The sequence below is a fragment of the Paenibacillus sp. GCM10027626 genome (assembly GCF_042676285.1).
Classification (GTDB): domain Bacteria; phylum Bacillota; class Bacilli; order Paenibacillales; family Paenibacillaceae; genus Paenibacillus_Z.
In genome coordinates, this window is the sequence record NZ_JBHTHC010000009.1 from 98,292 (window position 1) to 111,495 (window position 13,204).

Below are 13,204 nucleotides of genomic sequence, written 5' to 3' on the forward strand. Positions count from 1 at the left end.
GCCGAAGATTTGGCGACGGAGCGCAAACAGCCGGAGCGTTTATTGAATGAAAGCTATATGACCCTTAAGGATCGCTACAAAATATTCAAGCATCATATTACGAGCACGATCGCGATTCATTGGCATGAGTTTTTTGAAATAGCTTTTATTTATGAAGGCGAAGGCCTACATATTTTAAACGGGACGACGTATCCGTTGCGGCGCGGATCATTGTTTCTGTTATCTCCAGCAGATTTTCACGAGGTGTCCTCTCTGCCGGGCCAGACGTTGAAACTGTACAATATGATTTTCTCGGAACGCTTTTTGCGGGAGGAGCTTTACTATGATGCTTTCCGTCAAACAGCAAATCGTCAATATAACTTTTCCGGAGCGCTGGCGGATGAAATTGAGCGGCAATTTAGACAAATCTGGCATGAGGCAGAGGAGGAGCAAGAGGAGCAATTCGGCGCAGCGTATATTGTTCAAGGCGCGCTGGAGCGGGTAATCGTCGAGCTTGCCAGGGGGCTGCGCAAGCAAGAGCAAGAACAGGAGCAAGAACATGAGCATGTGTATGAGTATGACAAGCCTCTCGGCAGCATGGACAGGAATCCGAAGATCGATGAGCCGATTCGCAAATCGCTCACTTTTATCCAGCATCATTTTCGCGAGCCGCTAACTTTAAGCGATGCAGCGCGCCAGGCAAGACTATCGCCGAATTATTACAGCGAATGTTTTCATCGCCAGCTCGGCTTATCCTTTCAGAGCTATATTCAAGAGCTGCGGCTGGAATTTGCCTGTGCGCTGCTGCGCATATCCGATTTGCCTGTGACCGATATATGTCTGGCCGCAGGCTTCAATACGCTTTCTCATTTTGAGCGGCTCTTTAAGCGCAAATACAGCCGCTCCCCCCGGCAGCTGAGGAAAGCGGCGCATAAGCTAGAATGATGAGGAGCCTTTCTTCTTGGGCCAAAGCGTATAGCTGAAGCTCCATAAAAAATCGATGCCTACGATCGCCAGCCACATTGTAATTGTCCGCAGCAAGGCTTCAGTCCGCTCCTTGTCTCCGACCAGCGCAATCATGCCCAGTAACAGGCCGCTGCCAACTACGAAAGCGAGCAAATGAAGCAGCCATCCTTTGCGCTCGCGCCGGGCGTGTTCTGCGCCGTATTTCACCTTTTCCGGAGGGGGCGGACCGCCGGCGAAGCGATGGGCGAAGCGCACATCGGCCCAGCGAATCATCTGATGCCCATAGGCAATCGAGACCCCGATATAAATGGCTGCCAGGCCGTGTATGAATGTAGCGTCAGCCCCATTGCGCAAATCGAGGACGGTCGTAATCAGCAGGATAAGATCGACGATCGGCGTACATAGGAGAAGAATGGCGCCCATGCGCTGCTGCCGGAAAATGTATCGAAATAATAGCCCGGCCAACACGAAAAGCCAGAAGCCGATCTCGCAGCCAATAATAATGGAAGTAAGCAGCATGAAGTCCAACTCCTTTATTCAATACAGATGTATTATTTAGAGTTTTATAGTAGCACAGATGTATTAAAAAAACAATGAGGGCTAACCTGTACGGTGGGATAGCCCTCTTCGTGCATACGCGGACAGGTGATCTGGCAGATGGGAGTCCGCCTAGCTTTTGCTTTGTTGGAGCTGCTTGCGGTATTGTCCAGGGGAGCAGCCGTACTTCTTTTTGAACAGTTTATTGAAAAAGCTCAAGTCGTCAAATCCGACATCACCGGCAATGGCAGCAATTTTAACGGCGGGATCTGCAAGCGCAGATTGAGCGACCGCGAGCCGCAGATCGTTGCGGTATTCGATAAAGGACTGCCCGGTTACCCGTTTGAAATGGGCAGAGAAGGCAGAGACGCTCCAGCCGCTAATCCGGCTAATCTGTTCCAATGTTATGGGCTGCGCATAGTGACGGTGAATAAAGTCAAGCATATGCTCCATCGTTTTTTCCGGCGGCGGCGATGCTTGGCTTTCTTTATGCTGATGGCAGCGGCTAAGAAAAATAAACAATTGGATCATGGCCGTTTTGATGAAAATACGGTAGCCGAGCGATTTCTGTTGTTTTTCGTTCAGCATGCGATGGAGTAGGGCTTTCATCTCAAGCTGCTCATGTTCATATAAAGTCAGCCGGGTCTGAAAGCGGACATCGTTGCGCAGCAGCGGCTCGACATAAAAAAAGTCGAGAAACGAGGTAAAGGCGGCCATCATATTCAATTCTTCCTTCAGCAGCGATGGCGTAAATATAACGTTGTATATAATCAAGTTCTCCGTTCGGCCGCCGACATAGGCATGGTCCATCCCGGGTTCGATGACGAACACATCGCCGGAAGAGATCGTATGGTAGTCGCCCTTGTTGTAGCGATGGCTGCCGGTTCCCGCATATACGTACGCCAATTCAATGAATTCATGGGAATGATCCTCGACATGCTCTTCAGGAACGATCGTCACTGCATCAATATAAAAGGGGAAATCTTCACTTTCCAGCAATTGTTTGTTCGTAATTTGCACGTCCTCGCCTCCCGTCCCTTCCTTTGTTAGTCCCTATTATAAAATAGTTTATTACGCAGATGAAAGCTTCTTTGGTGCTTTTGTGAAAACGATTGCAAATAAATGGCGCAATCCGCTATGTTCTTGTCGGAAACCGCTACGAGTTACAATTGGGAATCGCATAAAATGAAAGCAACACAAAACTTAAGCGTAAGCTTCACAAAACTTAAAGCATATGCTTCCGAAGCGAGTTTTGTTGCGAAGTAATTCGAAGTAGCAAATGCTTCACAAAACTTTTAGGAGGTCAAAAAATGACGATTAAAGCCGCTGTAGTAGGTGTAGGTAATATCGGTTCGCTGCATGCTGGTGTGTATAACGATCATCCGCAGGCGGAGCTTGTCGCGGTGTGCGATATTGTGAAGGAAAAGGCGGACGCCGCCGCACAAAAGTATGGCTGCAAAGCTTTTTATAGTGTTCAAGAAATGCTGGCTAGCGGGATTCAGCTGGATGCTTGCAGTGTAGCAACGAAAGGGGAAGAGAATGGCGGCGAGCATTACGAGCCTACGATGCAGCTGCTTGCTGCAGGCATTCCGGTGCTGGGGGAGAAGCCGATCTCCAACAAGATTGCCGAAGGGGAAGAAATGGTTAAGCTTGCGGAGGAGAAGCAGCTGCCGTATGGCGTCAATTTGAACCACCGCTTTACGCCGGCTGCACTGAAAGCGAAAGGCTGGGTAGAGGAAGGGCGTCTCGGGCAGATTCATATGATCCATATGCGGATGTGGATCAACAATCCGGTGGAAACTTCGCCATGGTTCCATTTGCGTGCACTGCATCCGCACTCCTTTGATGTCATTCGCTACTTTTGTGGAGATGTGAAACGGGTTGCAGCGTTCATGATGAAAGGCGAGGGACGTACTATATGGTCCAATACGCAAATCATTCTTCATTTTGAAAATGGCGCAATCGGCCATCTTGTCGGCAGCTATGATGCAGGGGCAAGCTACGGTCTGGAGCAGTGTGAGGTGGTGGGCTCCAAAGGGCGCTTCGTGCTGGAGGACGCCTGTGAGCAGCTGACGTTTTATCCGCGACATAGCATTGAGACGGAATCCTACAGCTATTTGGGCGGCATGCGCTCCTTTGGCGAAACGTTCAAAAGCCGGATTGGCGACTGGATCGAACAGCTTGATGCCGGAGTTGCTTATGACGGCGTAAACGGCTCGGGCAAGGACGCGCTGCAGGCGCAGCGGATCATTGAGGCGGCGATTCGTTCCTGGGAAACAGGGACTATTGTCGATGTAGAATAGGAGGAAACGGCGCGATGATTAAATTAGGCGTAAATACAGTGCTGTTTAAAGAATTTGATGTGGAAACTGCGGTGCGCCATATTGCGCTTTGCGGATATGACGGCGTTGAGTTGTCAGCGATTCAAGGCATGTGCGAGCATTTGGAGCTGGATCGCTGGCAGGAGCAGGCCGCTGAGCTGAAAAGAATTGCGGCAGACAATAACATCAGTTACTTGTCGATGGAAGTTGCTTCGCTGGATGAGGCCAGATTGACGAAAGCATTTTCTGCTGCGCAAGCGCTCGGCATTCCCGTTGTCAATGTGGGCCCGGGCGGAAAAAGCGGCAGCGAAGAAGATTTGGCGCAGTCGATCAAGACGCTCACGCATCTGGCTGATATCGCCGCATCCTACGGCGTCTCGCTCTGTGTGAAGGCGCATGTGGGCAATGCGATTTACAATACGCCGACAACGCTGAGAGCGATGGAAGCGATCGATAGCAGCGGCTTCGGGATCGATATGGATCCAAGCCATGTCTATCGTGCAGGGGAAAATCCGGAAGAGGCTTTGCCCCAGGTGCTGTCGCGCGTGAAGCATATTCATATTCGCGATTGCAAAGGGCGCGAGGCCGGACCGGGTGCCATTCCGCTGCAGGCTTGCGGACGTGGGGACATCAATTTGGCAGCTTATTGCAAAGCGATGGTGAGCGGAGGATACGAGGGACCTGTTTGTCTTGAAGTTATCGGAGCAAATGGCCATTCGCTGGCGGAGGTTTCGATTATCGCAGCGGAGAGCTATGGATATTTGAACGGTCTGCTGCAGTCGCTTGGCGCTCGCGGAGAAAAGGCGCAAGCCTGCTGCGGCGCTGCTGGCGCACAGCAGGATGAGCAGGTTGGACATTTCAGCATTTGAAAAAGGGAGGAGCCGTAACGATGAATCAAAAGAAGCCGAATGTGCTGCTCATCGGTATTGACAGCTTGCGCCGGGATCATATGAGCATGTATGGATACAATCGCCTGACAACGCCGCATATGGATCAGTATGCAGCAGGCGGAGTCATATTTGAACAGCATTTTAGCCCGAGTATACCGACGACGCCCGGCTACGCTTCGATGTTGACGGGAATGGACTGCTTCGGCACAGATGTCGTTGCCCTGCGCCATGAAGGCGGTCTGGGCGGACATGTACAGACTTTGGCTGAAGTGCTGAGAGAGCATGGATACAACTCTACCTGCGTCGGGTTTACCGGCAATCCGTCCTCGCGCGGGTTTGATCAATACTTGGATTATGAAGGCTGGGCGCCGGATGAGACGGGACGCTGCCCGAAGGCGCATAATTTGAATGAAGTCGCCATTCCCGAGCTGAAGCGTTTGGCGGGCGAGGAGAAGCCTTTCCTGCTGTTTTTGCGCCATATGGATCCGCACTCTCCATATTTGCCGCCTGAGCCGTACGATCGGATTTTCTACGAAGGCAATGAGAAGGATCCGGCCAACCGCTCGCTGGAAGGGATGGACAGCTTCCAGCCCTTCGTCAATTATTTGCGCTCGTGGATTCCGGAGGAATGTACAGATGCCGGTTATGTCGATGCCCAGTACGACGGGGCGGTCGCCTATATGGATGCCTGCATCCGCCGAATCTTTACGACACTTTCGGAGCTTGGCATTGAGGAGGAGACGCTGGTCGTTATTACAGCCGACCATGGCGAAACGTTAAACGAGCATGAGTGCTACTACGATCATCACGGTCTCTACGAGACGAATCTGGTGATTCCGCTCGTGCTGCGGTTCCCCGGCAAAATTCCGGCCGGAAAGCGGATGAAAGATTATACGCAGATGAAAGATTTAATGCCGACAATACTGGAGCTGCTGGAAATAGAAAGCGGTATTGCATTCGACGGATCCAGTCTTGTACCCTATATCCATGGCGCAGAGCGGGATAAGGAGCCGGAATTCTACATTACGGAATGCACATGGATGCGCAAGCACGGCTGGCGGACGCCGGAGTGGAAATTAATTGTGGCGCTTGAGCCGGATTTTCATTTCAAACCGGAGATAGAGTTGTATAATCTAGTTAAGGATCCGCAGGAATTGCATAATGTAGCCGACGAGGAGCCGGAGGTTGCAGCATTGCTGAGGGGGCGCTTGGAAGCGCATGTGAAAAAGCGGGAAGCGGCTACCGGGCGCACGAATCCGCTGGAGCGCAATTTGAATTGGCACGGACACAACACCGGACCGTTCAAAAGCTCCCAGGAGGCTTATGATACGCTGCAGATCGGTTCGGCAAGCTCGGCTCGCAAATTGCAGGAGAAGGAAAAGAAATAGACGAAGCGGAGGGAGAGGCGGATGATCAAAGCAGCTGTCATCGGTGTGAATCATATCGGTTTGCTGCACTGCCGCGTCTACGCCCAGCACCCGGATGTCCAGCTTGTCTCCGTATGCGATTTGCGGGGAGAGCTGGCGCGGGCGGCAGCCGGGCAATTCGGTGCCGTTCCCTATGAGAGCGTGCAGGCGATGCTGGCGAATGAAGCGATTGATGTCGTAAGTGTCGCGACCGGCGGCTTCGAGAACGGCTCCCATCATTTTGAGCCGGTCATGCAGGCCATTGAGTCGGGGAAGGATGTTCTGGTGGAAAAGCCGATTTCAAACCGGCTAAGCGAAGCCAGGCAAATGGTCGAGGCGGCTGCGGCCCGCGGTGTGCGCCTCGCATGTAATTTGAATCATCGTTTCGTGCCTGCTGCGCAGCGGGCAAAGCAATGGGTAACGTCGGGCGAGCTTGGCGATTTGCTCTTTGTGAATATGAAGCTGACGATCGGCAATCCGAATGAGTCTTCGCCTTGGATGCATTTGCGGGCGCTGCATCCTCATTCATTTGACGTCATGCGATATTTCGCAGGCGATGTGTCGCGCGTGCAATCTTTTCTGACAAAAGCGCCAGGGCGGACGGTATGGTCTACCGCGTCGATCAATTTGGAGTTTGTCTCCGGTGCGGTTGGACATCTGGCGGGCAGCTACGACATGTTCGGCAGTCATCCGATTGAACGCTGCGAGGTGGCTGGCACAGGCGGCCGGCTGGTCGTGGACAATGTGATGGAAAGCGCGACGCTCTATCCGCGGGGCAGCGATGAGCAGCGGGTTTACCGGGAGTCGATCTTTGCCAAAGCGCAAGGCTTTGACGCTACTTTTTATAATCGGCTCGGTACGTTTGTAGAGGAAATTAAAGCAGGGATCGCGCCAACGGAAATTGCGGCGTCAGGCGCAGATGCGCTTGCAGTACAACAAATCATTGAAGCGGCGATTTGCTCGCATGAGAATAATGGCGGACCGGTAGCGGTAGCGGATGTTCAGGAGGACAAAGTGCGGCAAGGCGGAGCCTGAATATGTTTAAGGAGCGGATAGGATGATGGAGAGCAAGGGCTGTGTCGTATGGTTTACAGGACTGTCAGGAGCGGGCAAGACGACGACTGCACAGCATTTGCTGCAGCAGCTGCGCGAGGCGGGAGCCCGCGCTGAACTGCTAGATGGAGATGAATTGCGTGCAGGCATTTGCAAAGGGCTGGGATTCAGCCGGGAAGACCGGATGGAAAATATAAAAAGGATTGCTTATGTTGCCGGACTGCTTGCCCGCAACGGCGTAATCGCTATCGTATCGGCGATTACGCCCTATCGGGAAATGCGGCAATACGCCAGGTCGGCAATTGGTTCCTACATCGAAGTGTATGTCGATTGTCCGCTGGAAGAGTGTGAGCGGCGCGATGTGAAAGGGTTGTATGCCAAAGCGAGAAAGAATGAAATTCCAAGCTTTACAGGCATTTCTGATCCTTATGAGGTACCGGAAAATCCGGATATCGTCTTGAATGCCCATGGCAGCACGGTGTCTGGCAATGTGGTGCAGGTATGCTCCTGGCTGGCTAAATCCGGCTATTTGCCGGCTCGGGAGGGGGAGCTCGTTTGAACATCATTTTTATTTCGCTGGATACGATGCGCGCCGATCGCCTCGGCGCGTACGGCTATACCAAGCCGACGAGTCCATATATGGACCGGATCGCTTCCCAGGGTGTATTGTTTGAACGGGCTTATGCGGCGGATATTCCGACCGAGGTTGCGCACAGCGGAATTTTTACCGGTAAAGTCGGGCTCACGACCGGAGTTGTGTCGCATGGCTCGGATTTGACAAGGCTGCCCAAATCAGTGCGGTGGCTGCCTACAATGCTGAGAGACGCCGGGTTCCGCACCGCTGCGGTCGACAATTTGTATCAGTTGAAGGAGTGGTTTGCCCGCGGGTATAATCATTACATCAATTCTGTCGGCAGAAAACGATGGATTGACGGGCGGACTGTCAATGATTTGGCAAAAGAATGGCTGGACAATTATGGACAGGAACCATTCTTTTTATTTCTTCACTATTGGGACCCGCACACGCCTTACCTGCCGCCGGAGAAATACAAGTCCTTGTTCTATGAGCAGGGGCGAAATCCGTTCGACCCGGCTAACCGCAGTATGGAAGGCGCTTACAATAGTGCGGCGTATCCCTTTTTCAAATACCATCACTATGACTTGCTGGGCGATGTTACGGATGCGGCGTATATCAATGCACTGTATGATGCCGAGGTTCGTTATCTGGACGATCTGCTGCAAGAGCTTGATGAGCATTTGGCGCAGCTGGGACTGGCTGACGATACGATGATGGTGCTGTTCGGCGATCATGGCGAAAGTCTGACGGAACATGATATTTATTGGGATCACTGCGGGCTTTACGAGACGACGGTGCGCGTTCCGCTTATTATGCGCTGGCCGGGGAAAATTGCTGCCGGACGCAGAGTTCCGGGGCTAGTGCAGCAGGTCGATCTGATGCCGACGCTGCTTGCGGCTGCCGGCATCGAAGTGCCTGACGATCTTGACGGCAGAAGCTTATGGCCGGCCATTAACGGCCAGGCAAACGGGACGCATGAACGTTTATTTTTGAGTGAATGCGCCTGGCAGGCAGCCAGAGCCGTAACGGACGGGCGGCACAAGCTTATCGTAACCTATGATTCGGGGCCGTTTAAACGGCCGGCGCGGGAGCTGTATGATTTGGAAGCCGATCCGGATGAAACCGACAACCTGGCCTTCTTCGAGCCCGAGCGGGCGGATCTGCTGCAGCAGCAGCTGGAGCAGTGGGTTCAGGAGAAGCTTGCTGGCCGCTTAGATCCGATGCGGCAGCAGCTTGCAGCAGGGCTGCCGTTCCGCAAAAGGATTGAAGCGATTTTGGGACAGTATGGTTTAACTTGGGAGGAATGGTGGAACGATCCGGTGCAAAGCAAGTTCGATGCGGCAGTCGGGCGCGCAGGTCATCAGATGAGGTAGAGAGGGGCGACTCGCTTGAAGCGGAAGCCGAATTTGTTAATTATTATGTCTGATCAGCATCGCTACGATTGTACGGGGGCGAGCGGCGATTACCCGGTGCGAACGCCGAATATTGACCGAATCGCCCAGGAAGGCACCTGGTTTACGAATGCGTATACGCCGCTGCCAGTTTGCGGGCCGGCCAGAGGCGCATTCGTGTGCGGGCGGCGGCCGGAAAGCTTTGGCGCATACTGGAATGACGGCATTACGCTTCCGGTCGCGAGCCTGACAGCGGGCGACTACTCTTGGGCCCGCGCCTTGCAGGCTGCCGGATACCGGAACGGCTATATCGGCAAGTGGGGTGCCAGCGCGAGCGCTGCGCCGACGGCATTCGGATATGATCATTATTTGGACGCGGACAAGGTCTACGCGGAATTTCGCGCGGCCAAGTACCCGTCTTTCTGCTTTACGGGCGGATTTTTGGGCGAGCCCGATCCGGTTCCGCTGGACGATTCGCCTACGCATTGGCTGGCTGAGCAGGCGAGCCGGATGATTGAGCAGTTGGCAGGCGAAGGGGACCCATGGCATATTCGCGTCAATTTTTCTGAGCCGCATTTGCCGTGCCGCCCGGCGGCCCCTTTCGCAAAGATGTACGATCCGGCCGCTGTTCCGCGCTGGCGCAGCTTCGGCGAGACGTTCACCGCAAAGCCGTATATTCAGCGGCAGCAGCTCGTAAATTGGGGAATAGAGCAGTTTGAATGGGAGGATTGGGCGCCTATCGTTGCCCGTTATTACGGCATCATCAGTCAGATGGACGATGCGATTGGAAAAATATTGCTTGCCCTATCCCGTCTCGGTCTCGAGCATGATACAATTGTCATATACACTTCGGACCACGGGGATCTATGCGGGGGCCATCGCATGCTCGACAAGCATTATGTCATGTATGACGACTTGGTCAAAGTGCCGCTTGCCATCCGCTGGCCGGGCGTTATTGCGCCGCAGCAGCGCTGCGATGCCTTCGTTCACCATGTGCTAGATTTGCCGCCGACCATTCTGGAGTGGATCGGAGAAAAAGCGCCGGAGCATTTTCATGGCCGCTCCCTTCTGCCGCTGCTGCAAGGAGAGCTGCCGGCGGATTGGCGCACAGCAGCGGTTTCAACCTATAACGGCCAGCAATTCGGCCTTTTCGTCCAGCGGATGATCCGTACAAATTCGTGGAAGTATGTGTGGAATCCGACAGACCGCGACGAGCTGTACGATCTGGCGGGCGATCCGGATGAGCTGGTCAACCGGGTGTCCGATCCGGAATGTACGGAAGTGCTGGCGGCATTGAGAAAAGCGCTGTATGAGGAGCTCAAGCAGGCAGGGGACGGGATCGTCCGCGGGTCCTGGCTGGAAGGTCAACTGCTCGCCAATCGCAAGTTGTGATGTGAACAATCCTACTAATAGGGGGTAGAGGGATTTGGAAGTAATGAGCAATGATATGCTGAGAGAGCGCCGTTTTCCGTTTGATTTACTGCGCTTTGTCCATAACAGCCAGAGCCGCCCGGGAATGCACAGCCATGATTTTGTAGAATTGGTCTATGTCGTTAAAGGCGAAGCGACGCATTGCTTTGAAGGAGACCGCTACCCTCTTCGCGCCGGAGACGTATTTATCATTAATCCGCATGAGGAGCATACCTTTGAGTTTGATGACGGACAGGAAATTGAAATTATCAACTGTTTGTTTTTGCCTGATCTAATTCATGACACATGCTTGCGGGAACTGGGCGTTGACGATTCGCTCGATTATTTTTATGTCCTCCCTTTTTTGAGTCCGGATGAGCGTTTTCACCATCGGCTAAAGCTGAGCGAGCGGGAAACGTCCGCCGTTCTTCAGCTGCTTTCTTTTATGATGCACGAACTGATGCAGAAGCGGACCGGATATATGACGCTGATCCGCCTTAAGCTTGTAGAGCTGTTCATTATGCTCTCGCGGATTTACAAAGACTGGGTAAACCTGAACCGCGATGAAACCAAGCTGCGCTCCAACCATTTGCTTGTGCAGCGGATTAACGGGTTTTTGGAGCGGCACTACGATGAAAAGCTGAATGTGGCCGAGCTGGGCTCGCGATTCAATATTAGCAATCGGCAGTTGAACCGGATATACAAGCAGGAGACGGGGCTTACTGTTGTGGAGAAAATTCACCATATCCGGATAGAGCACGCTAAGCAACTGCTGGTAGAAGGGGAAGAGAAGGTGCTGCATGTCGCCCAGAAGGTCGGGTATGACGATCCCGCCTTTTTCAGCCAGCTGTTCCGCCGCTACGTCGGCTGCTCGCCGGGAAAATTTCGCGCGGGCGGGTAATGAATTGGACGGGGAGGCAGGAAAGCGCATACTTTTCGCGAAACTATTGATATGCGAGCCTAGCAGGCTTGAGAATTGACGGGAGGGATTCAAAGGTGAGAACAGGAACCACTGCTTACTCTTTTGATGTTGTAGAAAATTGGCCCAAATGGCCGGATTCGGTAACGGCTGGTTATACACACGGGGTCGATAAGGATGCGGCCGGCCGGATTTATGTATTTCACACCGGCAAGCCGTCTGTAGTCATTTTTGATGAGGAAGGCCATTTTCTGAATGCGTGGGGCGAGCAGTTCGAAGGCGGAGCGCATGGCTTTTATTTGCACAGCGAGGGCGGCAGCGAATTCATTTATTTGACAGATACTTCCAAGGGTGTTGTGGCAAAATATACGCTGGACGGGCAAGAAGTGCTGACAATCGGCACACCGGATTTGCCCGATATTTATGATGAGCAGCGCCGCTTTGTCCCTACTGACGTTGCCGTTGGCCCTAATGGCGATATCTATGTAGCGGATGGATATGGCCAGTCATACATACATCGTTACACAGCATCCGGTGAATATATAAGCTCCTGGGGCGGAGCAGGCGATGCGCCTGGCCGGATGACCTGCCCGCATGGCATCTCCGTTAATTTGCGGGGAGAAGAGCCGGAATTGTATGTTGCCGACCGCGGCAATAACCGGATTCAGGTATTTACGCTGGACGGCGAGCATAAACGTTTTATTACGCAAGATATGGACATGCCATGCAGCTTTTATTTTGTTGGCGATGAGCTGTATTTCCCGGATCTGCACAGCCGGGTCACTATCTTTGACAAGCATGACCGGCTTGTGGCTCATCTTGGCGAGGATCAGCAGGCGTACAAGCAGGAAGGATGGCCGAACCTGCCCGAACAATATTTCCGTGCCGATCGCTTCAGCTCGCCGCATGGCGTATGCGCAGACAGCGAAGGTAATGTTTATGTAGCGGAATGGACCGTGAACGGGCGGGTAACCAAGCTGACACGCTCCAAGTAGGCTGCAGGCAAGCGCTTTGACATTTTGAGAGGAGGAGTTTCGATGTTTGACGTTATTGTTATCGGAGCAGGGCCAGCGGGAGGAAGTGCAGCTATTTATACAGCGAAGGCCGGCAAAAAAACACTGCTGCTTGACAGTGATCAGAGCATTACGAAAAAAGCGATGATTTACAATCACTACGGTCTTGAAGAAGTGAAAGGGCCTGATCTGATCGAAATTGGCAAGAAGCAAGCGCAAAAATTCGGTGCAGAGCTGGTGCAGACGAAAGCGCTTGTCGTGGAGCAAGCGGCGGACGGTGTACGTGTAGAAACTGCAAATGGCAGCTTTGAAGCGAAGCATGTCATTCTCGCTACCGGCATGTTCCAGGAGCTGGCTGAAAAATCGGGAATTAACACCAAGCCGGCAACCGAGCCGCGCATCAAGACGATTGTCGATGCAGATCCTGCCGGTAAAACAAATATCCCGGGCGTATGGGCTGCCGGCACTTGCGCCGGTGTAAGTGTACATACCATTATTACTGCGGGGGACGGAGCGAAGGTGGCGATCAATGTCATCAGCGAGCTGAACGGCGAGCGCTATGTCGATCATGATATTTTAAGAGGCTGATGCGTAAGCGGAAGGCTGTCTTGTATTACATTGCTTTTAGCGGTGTATGCAGGGCAGCTTTTTGTATAATTTGGTGCCCCTGCACTGTAATAGTATGGTATTATGGTTTATATGTGTTCTGTTCCCATGCGAACAAAATCTAAAAATAGTTAAG

At 52.9% G+C, this 13,204-nt stretch carries 13 protein-coding genes; 11 read left to right on the top strand and 2 right to left on the bottom strand.

Features of this window, described 5'->3' with window-relative positions; genetic code table 11:
• Window positions 1–9: 9 nt before the first annotated feature.
• Window positions 10–924 (top strand): helix-turn-helix domain-containing protein, encoded by a 915-nt coding sequence (locus ACFQ0N_RS18465; protein ID WP_379328799.1) that lies wholly within the window; start codon window positions 10–12, stop codon window positions 922–924.
• Here ACFQ0N_RS18465 and ACFQ0N_RS18470 read toward each other — a convergent pair.
• Together ACFQ0N_RS18470 and ACFQ0N_RS18475 are read right to left on the bottom strand one after the other, a co-directional pair.
• Window positions 916–1,461 (bottom strand): hypothetical protein, encoded by a 546-nt coding sequence (locus tag ACFQ0N_RS18470; protein ID WP_379329317.1) that lies wholly within the window; start codon window positions 1,459–1,461, stop codon window positions 916–918. The genes ACFQ0N_RS18465 and ACFQ0N_RS18470 overlap by 9 nt on opposite strands.
• Before the next feature lie 153 nt (window positions 1,462–1,614).
• Complete coding sequence (locus ACFQ0N_RS18475) at window positions 1,615–2,502, bottom strand: helix-turn-helix domain-containing protein (protein ID WP_379328801.1); 888 nt, start codon at window positions 2,500–2,502, stop codon at window positions 1,615–1,617.
• Window positions 2,503–2,792: 290 nt separating this feature from the next.
• On the opposite strand from ACFQ0N_RS18475, the gene ACFQ0N_RS18480 reads away from it, so the two are divergent.
• The 10 genes from ACFQ0N_RS18480 (at window position 2,793) to ACFQ0N_RS18525 (ending at window position 13,050) form a co-directional block, all read left to right on the top strand.
• Window positions 2,793–3,785, top strand: a complete 993-nt coding sequence (locus tag ACFQ0N_RS18480; protein ID WP_379328803.1) for a Gfo/Idh/MocA family protein — start codon at window positions 2,793–2,795, stop codon at window positions 3,783–3,785.
• A gap of 14 nt (window positions 3,786–3,799) precedes the next feature.
• Window positions 3,800–4,672 (top strand): sugar phosphate isomerase/epimerase family protein, encoded by an 873-nt coding sequence (locus tag ACFQ0N_RS18485; RefSeq protein ID WP_379328806.1) that lies wholly within the window; start codon window positions 3,800–3,802, stop codon window positions 4,670–4,672.
• Between the two features lie 20 nt (window positions 4,673–4,692).
• Window positions 4,693–6,081 carry a sulfatase family protein gene (locus tag ACFQ0N_RS18490; protein WP_379328808.1) on the top strand — a complete coding sequence of 463 codons (1,389 nt, stop codon included), beginning with the start codon at window positions 4,693–4,695 and terminating at the stop codon, window positions 6,079–6,081.
• 21 nt (window positions 6,082–6,102) lie between these two features.
• Window positions 6,103–7,134, top strand: a complete 1,032-nt coding sequence (locus ACFQ0N_RS18495) for a Gfo/Idh/MocA family protein (protein ID WP_379328810.1) — start codon at window positions 6,103–6,105, stop codon at window positions 7,132–7,134.
• 22 nt (window positions 7,135–7,156) lie between these two features.
• Entirely contained in the window at window positions 7,157–7,711 is a 555-nt protein-coding gene (cysC, locus tag ACFQ0N_RS18500) for an adenylyl-sulfate kinase (protein WP_379328812.1), read from the top strand.
• Complete coding sequence (locus ACFQ0N_RS18505) at window positions 7,708–9,102, top strand: sulfatase family protein (protein ID WP_379328813.1); 1,395 nt, start codon at window positions 7,708–7,710, stop codon at window positions 9,100–9,102. The genes cysC and ACFQ0N_RS18505 overlap by 4 nt, the downstream gene beginning before the upstream one ends.
• A gap of 15 nt (window positions 9,103–9,117) precedes the next feature.
• Complete coding sequence (locus ACFQ0N_RS18510) at window positions 9,118–10,512, top strand: sulfatase family protein (protein ID WP_379328815.1); 1,395 nt, start codon at window positions 9,118–9,120, stop codon at window positions 10,510–10,512.
• A gap of 43 nt (window positions 10,513–10,555) precedes the next feature.
• Window positions 10,556–11,431 (top strand): helix-turn-helix domain-containing protein, encoded by an 876-nt coding sequence (locus ACFQ0N_RS18515; RefSeq protein ID WP_379329319.1) that lies wholly within the window; start codon window positions 10,556–10,558, stop codon window positions 11,429–11,431.
• Between the two features lie 95 nt (window positions 11,432–11,526).
• On the top strand, window positions 11,527–12,444 hold the full coding sequence (locus tag ACFQ0N_RS18520) for an NHL repeat-containing protein (RefSeq protein WP_379328817.1): 918 nt from the start codon (window positions 11,527–11,529) through the stop codon (window positions 12,442–12,444).
• 42 nt (window positions 12,445–12,486) lie between these two features.
• Window positions 12,487–13,050 (top strand): FAD-dependent oxidoreductase, encoded by a 564-nt coding sequence (locus ACFQ0N_RS18525; protein WP_379328819.1) that lies wholly within the window; start codon window positions 12,487–12,489, stop codon window positions 13,048–13,050.
• Window positions 13,051–13,204 lie beyond the last annotated feature (154 nt).